This is a genomic window from uncultured Polaribacter sp. (assembly GCF_947501385.1).
Taxonomy (GTDB): domain Bacteria; phylum Bacteroidota; class Bacteroidia; order Flavobacteriales; family Flavobacteriaceae; genus Polaribacter.
This window is the reverse complement of the sequence record NZ_CANMVP010000008.1, coordinates 113,607-133,908: the sequence shown is the minus strand read 5'-3', so window position 1 is coordinate 133,908 and position 20,302 is coordinate 113,607. Positions and strand designations below refer to the sequence as shown.

11 protein-coding genes are annotated in these 20,302 nt (G+C 31.4%); all 11 read right to left on the bottom strand.

Annotation, left to right across the window (positions count from 1 at the left end):
* Window positions 1-67 precede the first annotated feature (67 nt).
* The 11 genes from Q0998_RS07275 to Q0998_RS07225 all read right to left on the bottom strand — a co-directional run bounded on the left by Q0998_RS07275 (window position 68) and on the right by Q0998_RS07225 (window position 20,083).
* On the bottom strand, window positions 68-1,708 hold the full coding sequence (locus tag Q0998_RS07275) for a sulfatase (RefSeq protein ID WP_299668233.1): 1,641 nt from the start codon (window positions 1,706-1,708) through the stop codon (window positions 68-70).
* Complete coding sequence (locus tag Q0998_RS07270; RefSeq protein WP_299668230.1) at window positions 1,663-3,060, bottom strand: sulfatase; 1,398 nt, start codon at window positions 3,058-3,060, stop codon at window positions 1,663-1,665. The genes Q0998_RS07275 and Q0998_RS07270 overlap by 46 nt, the downstream gene beginning before the upstream one ends.
* Before the next feature lie 53 nt (window positions 3,061-3,113).
* On the bottom strand, window positions 3,114-4,877 hold the full coding sequence (locus Q0998_RS07265) for a right-handed parallel beta-helix repeat-containing protein (RefSeq protein WP_299668227.1): 1,764 nt from the start codon (window positions 4,875-4,877) through the stop codon (window positions 3,114-3,116).
* A gap of 4 nt (window positions 4,878-4,881) precedes the next feature.
* Window positions 4,882-6,987, bottom strand: coding sequence for a T9SS type A sorting domain-containing protein (locus tag Q0998_RS07260; protein ID WP_299668224.1), 2,106 nt, complete (start codon window positions 6,985-6,987; stop codon window positions 4,882-4,884).
* 6 nt (window positions 6,988-6,993) lie between these two features.
* Entirely contained in the window at window positions 6,994-8,310 is a 1,317-nt protein-coding gene (locus tag Q0998_RS07255; RefSeq protein WP_299668222.1) for a T9SS type A sorting domain-containing protein, read from the bottom strand.
* A gap of 346 nt (window positions 8,311-8,656) precedes the next feature.
* A complete protein-coding gene (locus Q0998_RS07250) occupies window positions 8,657-10,492 on the bottom strand; it encodes a right-handed parallel beta-helix repeat-containing protein (protein WP_299668219.1) in 1,836 nt (611 codons plus the stop codon).
* A gap of 41 nt (window positions 10,493-10,533) precedes the next feature.
* Window positions 10,534-12,177: a RagB/SusD family nutrient uptake outer membrane protein gene (locus tag Q0998_RS07245; RefSeq protein ID WP_299668216.1), complete on the bottom strand. Its 1,644-nt coding sequence runs from the start codon at window positions 12,175-12,177 to the stop codon at window positions 10,534-10,536.
* 10 nt (window positions 12,178-12,187) lie between these two features.
* On the bottom strand, window positions 12,188-15,307 hold the full coding sequence (locus tag Q0998_RS07240; RefSeq protein ID WP_299668213.1) for a TonB-dependent receptor: 3,120 nt from the start codon (window positions 15,305-15,307) through the stop codon (window positions 12,188-12,190).
* Window positions 15,300-17,198, bottom strand: coding sequence for a right-handed parallel beta-helix repeat-containing protein (locus tag Q0998_RS07235; protein ID WP_299668210.1), 1,899 nt, complete (start codon window positions 17,196-17,198; stop codon window positions 15,300-15,302). Before Q0998_RS07235 ends, Q0998_RS07240 begins: the two co-directional genes overlap by 8 nt.
* Window positions 17,199-17,310: 112 nt before the next feature.
* Window positions 17,311-17,490, bottom strand: coding sequence for a hypothetical protein (locus tag Q0998_RS07230; RefSeq protein ID WP_299668207.1), 180 nt, complete (start codon window positions 17,488-17,490; stop codon window positions 17,311-17,313).
* Between the two features lie 28 nt (window positions 17,491-17,518).
* Window positions 17,519-20,083 carry a T9SS type A sorting domain-containing protein gene (locus Q0998_RS07225; protein WP_299668204.1) on the bottom strand — a complete coding sequence of 855 codons (2,565 nt, stop codon included), beginning with the start codon at window positions 20,081-20,083 and terminating at the stop codon, window positions 17,519-17,521.
* Window positions 20,084-20,302 lie beyond the last annotated feature (219 nt).

Genomic DNA, 20,302 nt, shown 5'->3' with positions numbered 1-20,302 from the left:
AAATTCGTTTTTTTAATACATTCATATAAAAAAAAATTGAGTTATTATTTATAAATTTAAAAGTAAATTAGTTCTTTTTCTTTTCAAAATCTGTATCATTTATCCAGCCTGATTTCATTTTTTCTCCTCTCATATATCTTTCATAAAAATTGACATTTCTATCTGGAACATAGTTATCAAAAATATCACCTCTGCCAAACATTCTTGGATCGTTTTGTTTCTGTAATTCCGATTCTAATATGTTTTTTAATTCTGTTTTTATTTTTTGGAATTGATTATTAGAAGCTAAATTATTCATACAATTTTCATCAATACGAACCTGATACAATTCTTCTTTTGGATGTTTTCCAAAATTCAAATCCCAATATTCGTTATTTTCTCCACTTCGTTTTAACTCTAAAATTTCAGTTTTTGTTGGGCTTCCATCTGTATTTGTATAGCCTGTTTCTGGATTTCCAGCAGGCCATCTATCATTTTTGTAATTTATCAAATACATAAAGCCATCTTTTACAATGCCTCTTACAGGATATCCAACATCATTGGGTCTACCAACATCGTGTCTTTCTTGCCCAAGCAAAACATAATCATCTTTAGATTTTATAAGGTTTTCTTTTTTTGATGTAAAAAAAGGTTTTAGACTTTTTCCTTGAATAGGTTGCATTCCTAATTCTTTATTAGTAAATCCAGCAAAATCGATAAATGTTGCAGCAAAATCAATAAAACTGACATAATCTTGGATAACTCTTCCTGGATTATTAATTCCATTTTTCCACATAATTGCCAATGGCATGTGGTTAGAATGCTCATAACTTAATCCTTTTACTCTTGGAAAAGGCATTCCATTATCTGCAGTAACCACAATTATTGTATTTTCTAATTCTCCCTTTTCTTCCAAAGCTTTGAGAATTCCTCCCAATTGTTTATCAAAATATTCTAGCTCAAAAGCATAATCTAACATATCATTTTTTACAACATCAGATTGAGGCCAATAAGAAAAAACGGAATTTATTTGTGATAGCTTTTTTTTACCAACACTTACACCTGTTCCATATTCATAAAAGCGATGTGGTTCATGTCCTCCATACCAAAAACAAAAAGGAGTATCGTCTTTTTTTTCTTTTAAAAAATTTTTAAAATTGGAAACGTAATCAACAGCATTAATTCCTTTTGTAGGTGTTTCCTTCTTTATTTTATTGTATGCTTTAACTAACAAATTTCTTTTTGAACCATCTTCATTTAATGCAGTTCCTGGCGCCCATCCTTTTCCTGTATAACCTACTGTATACCCTTTTTCAGCAAGTGCTTCTGGATAGGTTTTAAACTTAGTTGGAAAATATGCCAAATGATTTGCTGCTTCTTCTAATTGCCAAGAATTTCTGCCTGTTAAAATAATAGATCTTGATGGGCCACATTTTGCGTTTGGTGTGTACGCATTGTTGAAAAGTATTCCTTGTTTTGCAACTTCATCAAAAGCAGGTGTATTTACCCATTTAGAACCGTAAGCACTCATGTGTCTCCAAGTGGCATCATCTGCAATACAGAAAAGAATATTTGGTTTTTTTGACTGTTTATTTTCTTGGGATGTACAACTTTTTGAAATAATAAATACGCTAAAAAAAATTACGATTATATTAAAATATTGCAGTGTTTTCATAATTGATTTTATTTTATGCCAGAATATTTCTCCACTTCCATTTCTTTTTCCCATTCCATTAGTTCATTTACTAATTCTTTTACTTTTTCAGGATTACTTTTTGATACATCTGTAGTTTCTTTAATGTCTTCAGTAATATTAAATAGTTCTATTTTACCACTTCTGTAAGCTAATAATTTCCAATCATCTTGTCTAACCGAAACATATAAATCTTCATAAGCTCTGTAGCCATATATGGGTTCTCGTCTTAAATAATCGTTATTTTTGATAGTAGAAAGCAAGGAAACTCCGTCTAAATTTTTATGTTTTGAAACATCTCCACGAGCTATTTCTACTAAAGTAGGAAATAAATCTGTTGATTGTACTACTGAATTATTAATGCTGTTTGGTTGTGTAACATTAGGACTATACACAAAAAAAGGCACTCTAGATCCGCCTTCAAATAAGGTTTCAGACATTTTTCCTCCTCTAAATGGTGCATTCTCAAAAAAGCCACCTTGATCTGATAAGAATATAATGATGGTTTCTTTCTCTATTCCTTTTTCTTTAACTGCTTTTAATACTTTTCCGATGGATTCATCTGTTGCTTTTACCATTGCGGCATAATTAGCATATCTATCTTCTAAACCTTTATTTTTAAAATATTGCACCAAATCTTCTCTTCCTTGATGAGGTGTATGCACAGAGTAATAAGAAAAGGTTAGCATAAAAGGATTTTCTTTATTGTAATTAGCTATAAAATCAACAGCGTTATTAGTTAATTTGTCTGTCAAATAGGTTCCTTTATCATCTTTAAAAATATCTTTTTGTTTAAAATAAGGTGGATAATATGATTTAGGATGCCCATCATTAGAAGTACCTATTTGTCTATGAAACCCTTGCGCTGTTGGGTGATATTTTTCATGACCTAAATGCCATTTTCCAACAAACAAATTATAGTATCCTAATTTAGAAAGTGCTTCTGCATAAGTTGTATGTTCTAAAGGCAACCAATTTCTTGAAGGAAATTTAGCAGGATCTCTTTCTAAATAATTGAACTCAACTTCTGTGCGATCGAATCTATCAAACCCATTCTTTTTTCCTCCAGGAATATGACGCACCATTTTTAATCTTGCAGGGTGCTGACCTGTTAATAATGTTGCTCTACTTGGGCTACAAGTTGGACTTGCAATATAGGCTTGCTCAAAACTTACACCAGATTTGGCAAGTGCATCTATATTTGGAGTTCCGAAAACAGGGTTTCTAAACCCTAAATCAGACCAACCTAAATCATCTACAAAAAAAAGTATAATGTTTGGTTTAGGTGATTTTTTAGTGATTTTTTCTGATTGAGCTTTACTAGTACAACTAAACAAAAGTGTAGTTGTAAGTAAAAATATCAGGTAATTAAGTTTTTTAGTTTTCATCAGAAACAGTAGTCAAAATTAATTATTAATATGCAAAGGTTTTTTAGCAATATTTATTCCTCGAAAACTAAATTGGAATTATTGTTTTTAAAAATAATTTCTCCTTTCTTTGAAAGATCTTTAGAGTTTCTAATAAATTTATTCGATTTTATTATAGTATTTACAGAACATTCAATAGATAAAGCGTGTTTGTTATATAAAAAAGTATTATTAGTAATTGTAAAATCTTCTAATCCTTGCCACTCTGTCGCTTCTACACCATTCCATTTACCTTTTGCTTCTAAATTTTTCAATTTATTTACATTTAAACGAATAGTTGCTGCATTATATTCTTTTAAATAAGTGGCATCATAACCACAATTATTAAATATATTTTGGTTAATTTTTATATGATGAGCCACAAAACCTTCACCCCAATCTGCGCCATTATATGCACTAATTGCAGATTGGCTTAAATTTTCAAATACATTACGTTCAATAATTCCGTAAGAATTTTGCAATAATATTCCATATCTTCTCGCATTTCTAAAGGTATTATTTCTAATTACAAAAGATTCGTTAGACTGAGTATCTACGTAAGCAATATCATTAAGTTTAGTACCTCCCACATCTAAAGTTTGTTCTATTGGAGTTTTTAAAGTGATATGCATTTTCCTATCTCCTAAAAATTTATTTTCGATAACTTCAAATTCGCCAATTAAAATACCTTCTCTTGGGTTAAAAATTTTGATAATATCACCTTTTCTCACGCCTTGTTTTACCACTAATTCTGTGGATGATTTTTGTTCTAAAATAGGCGCTCTAGTTGCTTTCATATTTATAGCATCATCACTATAACCTTCAAAAAGACTATTTTCTATCCAAGGTCCAAAAGTGCCTCCATTAATGTGAAAACAGTCTGCATTTGCGCTATGAATTCTTCCTGTTTTTAGCTTTACTTGACAACCAATTACGTTCCATTCTTCCATACTGTTAGCAGCATAACTACCTGCAGGACTTGAGTAACTTGTAATATTTAAGTAGGTAATATTTTTACTACCAGCTGTATTGAAAATAGTTCTTCCATTTGTTCTTGCAATGTGAACATAAGGGTCACCAACTGCTAAATGATTTAGTAATAATATTCGTTTTGTTCTTAAGCGAAAAACACCTGATGATATTTCTTCAAATTTTTTAATACCATATAAATTTGGAGCACCATCTTTTAATTTTCCTGGAATATTAGCATCCATTACCATTCCCCAAACTCTATTTGCTTTTTGAAACATTTCATGACTTAATTGCGGGAAACCTGCATCTATTTTTAAATCGAAAAATCGTTCTTTAAGATCTACATTTACTATTTTCCCTTGTGTAAAAGGCAAAGGGTCATAATCGATAAATAAATCTTTAACTATAATATTTTTACTTTTAAATATTGAAAAAAAACCTTTTGATGGATTATGGATGATTATTTCTGCTCCGTTTCCCTCAATTAAAATATTATTGGCACCGTTAAGCATGATCATGTGCGACTTTTTGTCTGTTTCTGCACTAAATAAATCATAGGTTCCTTTTTTAAAAATTAATTTAATATTTGCGCCTGTTAATGCTACTTTTTTACAAAAATTCAAAGCCTTCATAATTGCTTGTCTGTCATTTTTACCATCGTCAGGAATTCCTCCAAAATCTGATACATTTACATTCACACTTGTAACCATATCAATCAAAGGCAATTCTCTTTGCTTTCTGAAAAAATCTGGTTGTGTAAATTTATATTGTCCATAAAATGAAAACCCAACAAAACATAGCGAAACTATTAAAAGCGATTTTTTCATATATTTATCTTTTAAATATTTTTTTTGTGATTGTACCTTCGTTAGAAGTTATTGTTAATAAATAAATTCCAGTTTTAAGATGGTTGATATTAATTTCATTGAAATCGTTTTGAGTTGATTCAAATTTATCTGATGAAATTAATCTACCAGCCAAATCGTATAAAAACCAGTTTCCTTCAGAAGCATTACAATTATTATTAAAATCAATTTGATTCGTTTTTATTCTAAAATCCCAACATTGTTTTTTAAATTCATTGATAGATAAATTACAGTTATCATTGGCTTGTGTAACGTTTGAATTATTAACTCTTGTTATTTTGCCTAAATCGCTACCTATAAAAGAACTATTTGGGTTTATCGTATTACATTGAATTAAAGCAGTATTCACATTTCGCATGTCAATACCCTTTTTATTGTAACTTATATCATTATTGGTTATAGTAATGTTTTCAATACCTTGCCAGTTAGTAGGTACTACGTCACATCTACTTGTTGTACTTGGGGAACAACTTTCGACTAGTTTTGACAGGTAGACCGTAATTGCAGCAGATTTAACATCCTCTAAATAAGTGGTGTCATAGCCACAGTTTCTAAAAACATTGTTGTTTATGGTAATATGTTTGGCGGCAAAACCTTCTCCCCAACCAGCAGCATTTCGTATTTTAATTCCTCCAGTACTCAAATTTTCAAAGGTGTTGTTTTCTACAATTCCGTAGGTTCCTTGAATTAATAAACCATAGCGTCTTGCATTTCTAAAAACATTATCTCTTAACACAAAAGATTCGCTAGATCTATTTTCTATATAACATCGATCATCTGTTTGATGATCATTACCACTTATAGTGGTTATGTTTATTGCTTTTGATAAAGTAGTTCTAAACTCATTATTCCCTAAATTTTGTACAGCTGTAACATTTGCTGTACCTAAATCTATGCCATCTCTTGGGTTGTAAAATCGTAACGTATCGCCTACAACAACATCAAACTGTAATGTAAGTTGGTTATTTGCTTGTACAGAAAGTATTTCTCTTCTAGTATGTTTTAAATTCATAGCATCATCACTATAACCCTCAAAAAGAGAACCTTGTATCCATGGTCCTATAAAACCACTATTAATATGAAAACAATCTGCGTTTGCTGTGTGTAATCTGCTAGAGTCTGGTTTAAATGTTAATTTACAGTTGATTACATTCCACTCTCTATTGTTAGATCCATTGTAAGAACCTGCAACACTTGTGTAAGAAGTGTTTCTTAAATAGGTTACTTGTTTGCAATTATTTGTTGTAAATGTTGTTTTACCATTATACCTTGCTATAAAGACGAATTTATCACCAATTTCCATATAATTTAAATGGTCTGAATTGGATACTCTGTATCTAAAAGTTCCTGCTCTTATAAATTGGAACGCATCATCATAGGTACTAATTAAATTTGGAGCACCTTCTTTAAGACTTCCATCGGTATTTTTTAACATTCCCCAGCGTTGAGGAGCATTTCTAATATGTCCTCTGTTCATCATTGGAAAACCTTCATCTATTTCTAGATAGAAATTACCTTCACCAGAATTTTTTTGAACGACAGTTCCTTGTGTAAATGGAAGCTCACTATAATCAACAATAAAATCTTTTATGATGATATTTTCGGAATTGGAAGTTCTCATGAACCCAACTGAAGGATCATGTAAAAGTATTTCTGCATTATTTCCATTAACCACAATATTGTTTGCTCTATCTATAAAAAATGTATGAGTTTCATCATTTACTTCAAAATCATCATTATTTATGTATGCTTTACCAATATCATAAACTCCTGTTTTAAATTTTACTTCTATAGGATTGCTTGCACTCGCATTATCTTCTGCAAATTTTAATGCGTCTGTAATGGCTTGTGTATCGTCATTACCATCATTAATAATAGCTCCGTAGTCAGATACATTAATGGTAGTAGCAGTAGAAAGTTCAATTAATGGTAACTCTCTTTTTATCCTAAAAAAATCTGGAATGGGTTCAAACGTAATTTGCTGTGCAAATGTGCTATAACTAAAAGTACAGATTAGCATACAAATAGCTAAAATTTGCTTTCCTTTTATGATAAACTTTCTACTGCTCATTTTATTTTATTGCTTTATAAATCTTTCTGAAACTTTACCTTCTATAGATAAGATATAGATTCCAGCTTTTAAATTATCTACATTTATTTCTTGAAATTCACTTTTACTAGAAACGCTTTGTACTTTTTGCCCCATAAGATTGAATATTTTATACGAAGTAATTGGTACTTTAATTTGAAGATTTTTATTTGAAACTATGGTAGGAAAAGATAACCTTCCTTTATTTTGGTAGTCATAATCTTCAATACTTAAAGATGAAGCTAAAACTAAGGAACCATCTGTCTCTAGTGCCAAAGTTTGTCCACCAGCAACTCCATCTGCTGTAATTTGAGAGATTTGTGCTGCTGTTAATCCAGTATTGTCTGTACCAAATCTTAAAACGCCTTCTTTGTAACCTATAATGTTTAAAGTACCCATGTTCCATTCTACTTCAGAGCTATCTGCAAAAGAAAGTTCTGTAATGCTAGAGTCGATATCTAAATTTAGTGTTCCATCTGCTGTACCACCAGCAAATGTAATTGTTCCCATACTATTTTGATTTTTATTCACATCAAAAGCAAAAGAACGATCTCCATTTATAGAGATATTTCCTTTAAAAACATTTTCACCATTTACTTCAATAGCTCCATTTATAGCATTTATTTGTATTTTTCTATCAGTTGGTAAAAAAGTGTTATTATTAGCAGAATTTACAATAACTGATGCATTTGCACCAACCCAAACAAAATCTCCTTCATAACCAGTATTATTAGATGTAGCACCAAAAGTACTAATGGTATTCGCATTGACTCTTAGTGGAGCAGTACCAGCAAGACTGCCATTGAAGCTAAAATTATTATTTGATCCAGTTCTTGCTTCTAGCGGTGTAGTTAAATTTAATACTGAACCGTCAGAAAAAATAATTGAGTTATTACTGCCGTTTTGATTTCGCATTAATGTGTTCGCTATTCCAGCTGTAGTTGAATTATTAATGGTTAAGTTTCCTTTAAAAATTAAGCTTACACTATTATTTGAAACATTTTCAATCCCAAAAACAGCATTAGCAGCTACATCAATTGTTAAGTTGCTATCTCCAGCAACTGCAGCATCTCCTGAAGTAGCAAAAGCAGTTTGTATTTTAGCTATCGTAATATCTGTATCTACTAAAGATTCTACTACTAATGGTAATCTAACATTATTTGAAGCTACAGGGACAGTTCCAAGACTCCAGTTTGCTGAATTAGACCAAAGAAAATCTCCTCCTCCGTTATTAAAATCGTTATTTTGAGCTGTTATTATTGATACAAATAATAATAAGATAAGTGATAAGTAATTTTTTTTCATGATTTGTTGTTTTAGTAATTATTAATATCCTTTATTTTAAGTTAAAGCTTTTTTTTACTATTTGTTTCTAAAGGTTATTTCTAGCTAAATAATTTCTTAATATCCTTATAGAAATATCTTATTTGCAATATGCTAAATACACTTCCAAAGCTATATGATATGTTGCTAAATCACACTTTGTAATGTAACAAAAAACTAAAATAATGTAACTTCTGTGTATTTTTTTTGATAATTAGTACTATCTGTAACTAACATACCAAACAATATCTATTAAAAATTTTTATCTTTAGATAATTGTAACTTTAAAAGTTAAAAATTGCTTTTGTATGCTATAAAGTAAATTGTCCTATTGTTTTTGATCGCTGAATATTTTCCCTATTTTGAAACCTTTATTGTCTTTTTCAAAAAGAGTTTTGGCACTCTGTTCGTCAATATCAACACTTATTTTAGCATCACTTTTATAGCTGTTTTTTTCTATGATAGTATTTTCACAGTTTTTCAATTCTATCAACGGTGTGTTGGGATAAATTTCTGGAAAATCTTTAGTTTTTATAATAGTATTATTTTTAATGATTAAGCCATCAACTCTATCTGCACTTACAATTCTATTTCCAAATGTGTGTATCGTATTATTTATAAAACGAATGTTACAATCATAAGTAATTGATGTGTCAAACGTTTTAGAAAGTCTAGGTGTAATGTTAAGCACAGAATGTTCCATTCCACTATAAGCGCAATATTCAAAATTATTATTCTGGATAAGAACATCGTTAACTGCTCCAGATTCATACCAAAAAAATGTTTCACCTCTAAAAAAAATTGATGACATCATAGAAGAAAAATAATTATTTTCTATAACCGTTTTTAAAGGTGTTTTAAGAACCACATTTCTTGCTCTATGATTTTTGATGGTACAACCTCGCATGGTAAATTGAGGGTTCCATGTTTTATTTTCTAAAATATCACCAGATTTAAGATCTTTTGGAAGTTTTGAGGTAAAAGATATTTTCATAACCTGATCGTTTATGAATTTCACATTCTTAACTACAGCAGTTTCCTTGCGTTTTGGAGACGGTTGTTTGATGAACCACACTTCATCACCAGGTAGCACAAACTCAAAACCTTGCTGTTCAAAATGCATTAATTTTACCATTAATGTATTGTCGTCAATAACTTTATCTAGTTCTACATATGTACCATGAATATTGGTGCCATCGTCTAACATATTTTCAAACCTACAATTCTCTATTAGAATATCTCCTTTACAGTTAGCAAAGTGCGTAGCATCTGCTGTAGAAGATATCACACGATTTGTTCCTTCTCTCAAATAAATACCAGAATTTAGTATTCGAATATTCTCAGAGCGCTCAAAAAGAAAACCCATTCCTAAAGCATGATGAATAACAATTTCATTTAACTCGATGTTTGAAGATTTTTTAAAGTCAAAAGCGGGAGCATAACGATCATGCTCACGATCTCCTTTAGAACTTAACAAAGATCCTATTGGCGGATAATACTTAAGTTTTTCATGAAATCTTAAAACACCTCCAGGTAATTCTTCTACCCGTTCTGGTTTGCTGTGAATATCCCATGTTCCGTGAATAGGTCGTTTTTCAACAGCATCAAATGCCAATGTGCTTCCTGGGTAATTATAGCTAAAACCATCTATATTAGGAAATTCTAAATGCCCTTTTTTAACTTTCCAAGAAAAACCTTTTTTAAATGGTTTAATATCTCGCCAGCCTTCCTCTTTGTTTACAGCAATTACTTCACCTAAAAATGTAAAAGGAATATCCCAATCGATGGTAATATTACTTATGTTAACAGCCTCAGAACTGTCAAAAAGAAATGGCATCACTTGTCCATGAAATATAAATTCAGCACCATTGCCTTCTATAGTTACATTACGAAATTTGCTTAAATCAAAAACAATTCTCTTGTAACCATTGCCATGATTTGTAATATTTAGGTATTTCCCGAATGCATAATTGGGCATAAATGTATAGGTTCCTTTCTCAAAAACTAAATGCAGATCTTTTGTTTGGGTATTTTCTATAATGTCCCTTATAATGGGTGTCATATCTCCATTATTCGATTTTACAATTACTGGATTCTGTTTTTGAGCCTGACCCAAATTAGAACATGCAACCATTATTAAAGCAATTATAATTATCCTTTTCATATTTGTTTTATTAATTAAAGAGGACTATTTTTTTATGAATTCTAATAGCCTTTATTTTGTTCTAGATTTGGATTTAAATCTATCTGCTGTGTTGGTATGGGAAACCATACTTTCTCTGGTATCCAATTCTGTTGTAATAAGACTACATCATCATTATAGAATCCATTATTTACATCGAGCGAATTAATGGTTGTGTCATAGATATTGAATCTTGCCAAATCAAACCTTCTCCAGATTTCAAAACAAAGCTCTCTAGATCGCTCCTCTTGTAGTTCTTTAACAAAATCTGGATTAAAATAAGCGGCGTTAAGGTCTTCAACCAAAGCAGGTGCAACAACAGATCGTCGACGTAATTCCGTTAATATTGCTCTAGCCCCAGGTTCGTTTCCAGTATAAAAAAGCGCTTCAGCTCTCAATAGAAGAATGTCTCCATATCTTAACAAAGGAAATGATATACCAGAAGCCCAAGGTGCATAGTTTTTTTGAGCAGGATCTTTCATTCTGTACTTACCAACGCTCATAATTCCAGCGTTTTTACCAGGTAAATTTCTTGGCTGGTAATACCTAACTCCATCTATTTCGAGTACGTCAAGCACACTAGGATTACCACCTAAATTTCCAGAAATATTGTGACTAAAACGGAAATCATCTGAATTATAGAGGTCAAAAAGTTCTCCTGTTGGACGTGTCCAACCAGAACCAGCACCAGTTCTAATAGGATTTCCTTGAGGTATAAAATTATTTACAACAATAGTAATTACTTGTTGAGAGGCATCTGACGAACCTTCAGCAGCAAACATGACTTCTGCTGCCTGTGCAGATTTGGTTGATTCTCTAAAGAGGCGATCATAGTTTTGTGTTAACCCATAACCACTATTATTAACGATGTCTTGAGATATGGTAACTGCACTTCCATAACTAGCATCTGCGTCTACCCAATTGAAACTATTTAGTGCATATCCAAAATCACTAAGCCCATTAATTTTCATACTTGCTAGATAAGTATGTACTTTTAACAGCAAACCTGCAGCAGTCCATTTATTAACACTAGAAGCTAAAGGACCTCTATTTTGGAGATTTTGGTAGCCAAATTCATAATCTGAAAGAATTTGTGCATAAACTTCTTCAACAGACTGTCTTGCTTTTGTTGGGTTTTCATCTGTTCTTGTATAAACAGGTATGGCTCCATGCATCATAGTCAATATTGTATGATAAAAACCTCTTAAAAGTCTAGCTTCTGCTTCAATTTCTACTTTTCTTGTACCGTTAAAATCATCATTAGGAATGTCTGGTAAATTTTCAAGAAGACTATTTGCTCTACTAATACCTGCGTAAAGGAAAAACCAAGTGAAATTAATTTCATTATCTTGACTTGTAAAAGCTGCTGTCCCAAACTGCGATCCTCTATTGTTTGCAAATCTTACTGGAACAACACCTTCACCTGTACCCCCTACTAACATTTCATAAAGATCTCTTCTAAAAGAATCTGCATTTCCTTGTCCTTGAATATCTCCTGCAGTAAGCGTATTATACACACCTACCAATGCTATTTCAGCATCTTGTGCCGTTTTATAAAAATTTTCGGGTGATGTAAAAGAATATGGTGTTGGTTCTAAAATATCATCACAAGACGACATTGTTAAAAAAAGAACTAAAAATGATATAAATTTTATACTAGTTTTCATAATGTATTTTTTAAAAAGTTGCATTAAAACTTAACGTGAAATTTCTTGCTCTTGGATAAGCTATTCTGTCTAATCCAGATAATAGAGGATTATTAAAATTAACTTCAGGATCCCAACCTGAATAATTAGTCCAAGTGGCCAAATTATTTCCTATGATGTTTAGTCGCAAGGAACTAAATCCTAATTTTTTTGTGATATCTTTTGGAAGTCTGTAACCTAAAGAAACAGTTCTTAACCTAAGGTAAGATCCATCTTCTACATAATATGATGATGCAATTTGTTGATCAATTTCTCTATATGCAGGGTCTGTATTACTTGGGTTTTCTGGAGTCCAGTGATTTTCAAAATAATCTTGTGAAATATTCATCCACGGTGCTACCCCATTTAGTCTTACTTTGGCAGCATTGTAAAGATCATTACCATAAGACCATTGAAAAAACACAGATAAATCGAAGTTCTTATATCTAAATGTATTATTTATTCCACCAAAATGAACAGGGTTACTATCACCAATTACTGTTCTGTCTTCATCATTCACAAAACCATCTCCGTTAATATCTCTGTATTTCATTCTACCTGGAAGAGCAGTTCCAGAATACACTGGGAGATTGTCTCTTAAAACAAGAGTTCTATCTTCAAAGGGTATGCTAGGGTCACTATTGTTTTCCCATGTGAAATCTTCAATTTGATAGATTCCTTCAAAGTTGTAGCCGTACATAGTTCCAATTGGTTCTCCAACTATAACTCTACCAACGTTGGCCTGCCATCCTCCAAAAGTACTTATTGGTATAAACTCTGCTCCTCCTAAATCTTTTACTTCATTTTCATTGAAAGAGATGTTAAAGTCTGTTTCCCACTTAAATCCTTTTTTATTTATGTTTACAGTGCTTATTTGTAATTCAAGTCCCGAATTATCAATTCTACCTATATTCTGAAATTGAGAATTGAATCCACTTTGTGAAGGAATAGGAGCGTTTAACAATAAATCTGTGGTGATTTTTTTATAAACATCGGCACTTAGGCTTATCTTATTTTTGAAGAGATCTAAATCTATACCTGCATTGTATTGTTTGGTTGTTTCCCACTTTAAATCAGGGTTAGCTAAATTAGAAGGTGCAAGACCGAAAATAAGATTGTCATTACTAGCATAGAAAGCTGGGTCTAGTTGAGCTAAAGAACTATAAGCAGGAATGCGTTCGTTACCACTAGCTCCATAGCTTAACCTTAATTTTAAGTTAGAAATAGCTTTGATAGTTTTTATGAATGATTCATTAGTCATTTTCCAAGCTAATGCTGCAGAAGGGAAATATCCCCATCTGTTACCTGCTCCAAACTTATCAGATCCATCAGCTCTCATTGTTCCGGTTATAATAAATCTTTTATATAAAGTGTAATTAATTCTACTTAAAAAAGAAAGCCTATTATTTGAAAATCTTCGGGTACTGTACTCACTAACTGAAGTTCCTACGCTAATATTATTAACACCAGTTGTTTGGTTTTCGAACCCAATAATCTCATTCGAGAAGTCTTCAAAATTATAATGAAATACCTCAACGCCTGCTAACACATCAATTCTATGATTTGGATTAAAATTCTTTTTAAAATTTAATTGTGAGGAATGATTAATAGAATAGGTGTTTACTTCTTTCACTCGAGCACGACCATTCTGTAATCTTCCCCAGCCAGTATTAGAATTGTAAAATTCCTTTACTTTAGAATGGCTAATATTTCCTCCTGTAAAACCTGTATAGGTTAAATTATCAGTGAGCTTATAGTCAATACTCATGTTTCCGATAAATCTAAAAATACTCGTTTGTTTATCGGATTCTCTAATCAAATCCAACGGGCTCACAAAAGCATCATCAGCAAAATCGATATCATCTGTTCTTATATTCCATGGATTACCTATAACTAACATTTGAGTAACTCCTGTAAAGCTATCTGGCCCACCGTTGTTTGCGATACCACTCAATATAGAATACGAACTATTGGTGTTAAATGTAATACCAAGTCTATCGTTAACTTCTGTTTTTAGTCGTAATCTTAAATTATATTGATCGTAATTGTTATTAATTACAAGTCCCTCTTGGTCAAGAATACCTAAACCAGCAGAATAATTGGTTGTTTTATTACCTCCTCTAAAAGATAACTGATGTTGTCCGCTTAATGCTGTTCTCAAGGCTTCTTTCTGCCAATCAAAAGAAGGTAATTCGTCAAAATTTCTAGGTGTTTCAAAAACACCATCATTGTCAGTATCTTGATTTAAAAATTGTGTATTTCCTCGTTCTTGTTGATATATTAAATAGTCATCAGCAGATAAGACAGACAATTTTTTTATCACTTCTGAAATTCCCAAATTATACGTATACTCAGCGGTTAAACGTCCATCTGATGATCCTGATTTTGTGGTAATAATTACAACTCCATTTGCTCCTCTTGAACCATAAATAGCAGTTGCAGAAGCATCTTTTAAGATATCAACAGATTCAATATCGGCAGGATTTATACCTGTTAACGGATTGATTCTTGCTTGTGAAGAACCAGTAGATGCCACCTCATCATAATTTATATCAATCTGAACACCATCTATTACAAAAAGCGGAGATGATGTACCGTTTATTGACGTTTGACCTCTAATTGTAATGTTGCTTCCTCCTCCAGGCTGACCTGAATCGGATGATATATTAACACCAGCTACTCTTCCTTGCATTGCAGAGAACACATCTGTAGTTTGAGATTCTACAAGTGTTTCTGATTTTATACCCGCTATAGAACCAGTTAAGTCACCTTTTTTCTGGACTCCATAACCAATTACTACAATTTCATTTAGACTATTCGCTTCTTCTTCTAAAACGACATCAATAACTTTTTGTCCATTGTATTCTACTTCTTCGGTTTTCATTCCTAAATAGCTAAAAACTAAAGTGAACTTGGTTTGGTTTGTATTTATGTTATATTCTCCATCAAAATTAGAAACTGCTCCAATTTCTGTTCCCTTAATTAAAACGGTTACGCCTGGTAATAGGTCTCCATTAACGTCTTTAACTTTACCAGTTACTGTGGTTTGAGAAAAACCAAATTGAAAGATTACTATTGAAAACAGCAGAAAAATTATCTTTTTATTATTCATTTTTTTTGGTTTTTGGTTTGTAATCATCTTTTCTTGAAATGCTAACATTTGTAGATTTATCGTCAACAGTAATTATTTCTTTTTTTCTTTTTAACCCTTCAAATTCATTTCCTTTGATGGTAACATTATTACAATTTATGATTTGTATGTTATCTTCATTTGGAAAAATTGGTTTGTAAGTATTAGTTTGTATAATTGTATTATTTTCAAATACTAATCCGTCAACAGACATCGCTATCATAATAGAGCTATCAAAGGTCTTTATAGTATTATTTCTAATCACAATATTTTTGCTGTAAACTCCTTCAATATCCTTTTTATCTGCGTATTGTGGATCAATTAAAAAAATTGCTTGTGGCCCATTTCCACCGTAAACAGAATTTTCTATTGTATTGTTTTCAATAAGCAAATCTGTATTTGGTCCAGATTCATTCCAAAGTCCTAAATCTCCTGTTAGTCTAAAATTTGCCATTTGGGAAGATAAATGATTATTTCTTACTACTACTTTTCTCGGTGTAGAAATTAAAAAACTACGAGCTCTGTTGTTACGAACAACATTATTTTCTATAATCGCAGAAGCATGCCAAGAAATATTTTCTACACCATCATATGTACTTACTTTGTTTTTAATAGATTCATTAAAAGTGATATAAGAAATTTTTTCATTAACTCTTTCTACTTTTTTTAAGATTAGAGGCTCTGTTCTAGATTGTAAATTTTCTTGATCTATAACCTGTACCATATCTCCTTCTTCTCCAAACAAATATCCGTTTTGATGTGGATGATAAGTTTCTACTGCTAACGTATAGTCGTCAATTATTTTATTTACTCTAACATATGTTCCATGAATATTTGTTGCATCATCTAACATATTTTCGAACGTGCAATTCTTAATAGTAACTAAACCTTTTACATTACAAAAATGGGTTGCATCTGCAGTAGTGGTAACCATTCTGCCAGAACCTTCTTTTAAAACTACATTAAAAGAATCTAAAGTTATATTTTCAGACCTTTCTGCAATTAATCCCATTGCACCTGCATGATGCACGTTAACATTTTTAAATTCCAAATCTTTAGATTTAAAAACACGAAAAGCAGGACTAGTTCTGTTTTGTAAATACTCTCCTTTAGAAACCATAACAGAACCTTTTGGTGGAAGCTGTTTCATTTCTGTTGATATTCTTATGAGTCCTTTTTCTAGTTCAACTGCATAAATACCTTTTTCAGGCATATTATACTGTCTGGTATTGTATAAAGGCGCCATAGTTTTTGGATCCCAGAATATATTTTGTCCAACTTCTATGTTATAATGTTCCCAAGTTGCAAAACGTTTTCCATATTTTCTTTCATATGGTGAATCTGGTCGTTCTAAAGAAAGATATAAATGCCCAAATTGAACTATATAAGGTGATTTAACCTTAATATCAAATGTTTGATCTTTTTTGTTGTTTGCGACTACTAAACCCTCTAAAGAAAATGGTATTTCCCAATCTATGCTTAAGTTTGTGATTTTTATATTTGTACTTTCTTCAATGATAAAAGGAATCATTTTTCCATGAAAAATAAAATCAGATCCGTTTGCATCTATTTCAAAATTATGAAAATCAATTAAAGGAAAAGAGGTTCTTTTTAATCCGTTATCATTATTTGTAATTTCGCAATATCTTTCTGGAGCAAAAGTTGGGTAGAAATGATAAGTACCTTTTGGGAAAACTAACTTGCTTATTCCTTCTTCCTTGACTTTCTTCAATGCTTCTGCCACAATTGGTGTTGCATCTTTAGTGATTTTAATACCAAAGTCATTTAAGTCTAAAACTTTCTGACCAAAGCCAATAGCTACTACAAATAAAGCTACCATTGGGATGTATTGTCTTATTTTTTTTAAAAGCATATTACAGATATTTTACTTCGTATTCCCATCTACATTTTTTATTTCTTAATTCTCTTATTTAATTAAATTTCATCTTAGAAAAAAATCTAAGATGAAATAAAATATTATTGTTTTAAAATCCTGTTCCAGGAGCTTCAGGGCTTTGTGCTTGTGCTTTTTGTGGACTTAGAATCATATACGTTCCTAATGCTGTTAGAGCGGCATATTTACTATAATTACCAATCTTCTTTAACGCATCTTTTCTTGAAATTTCTTCAGTCTTATCTTGAGTATTTTTTATATTTTTTTTCATAATTATTGTCGTTTTTGAGATTCTTTAATTATTCTAAAATTATTTTCTTACTAATGCTACCTTCTTCATTCTGTAATTTTACAATGTAAATACCGCTTGCTAAATTTGGTAATGGAATATCTTTTGCACCATTTGCAGTGAAAGATTTTTGTAAGACTTGTTTTCCAAGAAGATTGAAAATTTTAATAGATGCGTCTCCATTTTGTAAACCAGCAATTCTTAAGTTAGTATTATTGGTTTTGTAAATACTTACGCTGTTTAAAATCTCTGTATCCGTGCTTAATGATTTAGAAGCAGTATGCATATAGAATCTACCAGTACCATTTGATGCTTGATCCAAAGTAACTTTGTAGTTTGTGTTGGCTTCGTCTAAACGAGTAAAGGTATTTAACTGCCTATCTTCTAAATACACATTAATTCCGTTTGGTAAGTTTTGAGCATCAGCAGTAAACGTAATTTCTTTATCAACGCCTGCTTTAATTCCCACAGGAATAACTATTGTTTCCATTTCTGATAAAGGCAAAGATTGTACTTGATAGCTCTTACCTTGATTGCCTTCTACTAATTGAGAAAACAATTCAAAACTATTTTTTATTCCGCCAAAAATTTCTCCTTCGTATCCAGCATCAAAACCTTTGGTTACATTATTTAGGTAGTACAACTTTGCAAAACGATTAACTTCACCATCATTCACTAAAAGTTGAACTTCTGTTCTTGATGATTTTTGAAAAGTATCTGCATTTGCAGTTTGATTAGATTTTGCAAAATTAACAGTAGTCCCAGAAGTTGCTTTTACAAAAAATCCTTGACCAGGAGCTAAAATAAAATTATCTGCTTTAGCGGTCATTGCAATAAAATTACCTCCAGTTGTATTGTCTTGTTTCCATACCCAAATTTGAGTTTGGTCTAAATTTGAATTATTATTTAAAAAAGTTTGACTACTAACATAAGATGTATAAGGCACTCCTAATAAATTAAAACCATTTCCTGCAGTAGAAACAGCAACATCATTTACATCAGTTGTATTTATAGTTCCAGTAAATGCAACTGAACCAGTACTTGCAATTTTTGCTGAATAACCAATACCAGAAGCAAAAGTGCCAGCATTACTATCGTCATTTTCTAAATAGGTATATTTTAAACCTGTTCCATTAGCATCATTATAAGTGGCTAAACCTCTTTTTGAACCACTAGTTTCTAAATTATTTGCTGTAGCATAAGCATTGTTATAAACTTGACCTGTTACTGGTGAAGCCACCAAATGCCATCCATTTGCATTACCTGCAACTGCTGTTAAAGTTCTATTATAAGTTACGTTTCCTGTTGAGGCACTATTAACAATTAAAGAACCTCCAGAGCTGATTGTTAAACCATCTGCTTCTACTATAATTAAATCACCTAGAGTTACATTTGTACTACTACCAATTATTGGAGCAGTAGCAACATCTGCAATAAAAACATCTTGTCCAGAAGTTGGTGTGCCATTACTCCAGTTGCCTGCAGTTGTCCATTCTGAACTACTTGCACCTGTCCAACTTGTATCATAAGAATATAAATATCCATTACTATCTAAAGCCAAACCGTTGCTACTATCATCAACAGTAATTTGAGATAATTGAACTGATGTTAAGCCATTATTATCAGTTCCGAAACGAATTACTCCGTCTTTAAAACCTGTGATATTTAAAGTTCCAGTACCCCAACTTGAAGCAGAATTATCTGCAAATGTTAAATTTGTAACAGCGTTATCTACTGGTAAATTTAAAGTTCCATCTACTGAGAAAACGATAGTTCCAATATTATCTTGGTTTTTGTTCATATCTACAGTAAAAGTGTTCGATCCCCCAATAGTAATGTTACCATCAAAAACATTAGCTCCACTAACTTGAACAGAACCTCCACTTGAGTTAATTTGAAGTTTTCTACCATTTGGCAAGAAAACATTATTATCAGCACTATTTACATTCACAATACCATCACTAATCCATACAAAATCTCCAGCAAATGATGAGTTATTTGATGTACTTCCAAAGTTAATTGTTGTGCCAGATGCAATTCGAAGAGCTGCATTTCCTTCAAGAGCTCCATTAAAATTAAAAATGTCTCCACCTGAACCAGCTCTAGCTTCTAGATTGGTAGTAAGTGTTAATGTTGAAGTACTTTCAAACTCAATATTATTAACATCATTTGTATTTCCATTAGAATTTCTTATTAAAGTAATTCCTGAGGGATTATCGATGTTAACCTTACCTGCAAAAGATAAAGAAACATCACTATTAGATACATTTTCAATACCAAATAGATTATTACCTTCTGGATTAATAGTTAACGTACCAGTACCTCCACCACCAAATGAAACATCATTGGTAGTTCCAAAAATATTTTGGATTTTAAAAAGAGTATAATCTGCATTTACGATAGAACCTGAAATGGAAGATCGAATTGTTTGAGATGTGTTTGGAGTTGTCCCTAATGACCAGTTAGCATTATTAGACCACAGAAAGTCTCCACCTCCGTTATTAAAGTCGTTGTTTTGTGCAACTGTTAATGTGGAGCACAAAATAATTAAAAGAAAAAAGTAAATTTGTTTCATAATTTTTAATTTAGTTAAAATCATATAAAAACTCAATTTTTGAGCTCGTAATAAATGTTGGCAAAAAGACTATTTTATTTATTAAAACTTCACCTCTCCAAAATTATAGAAAGTACATTTTAATGCTGTTTTGTTATGTAACAATGTTTTTCTGAAATGTAACAAGTCCGATATTTATTAGGGCTCCTGCAAGTTTCTTTCATTTTTATTTACGTAATT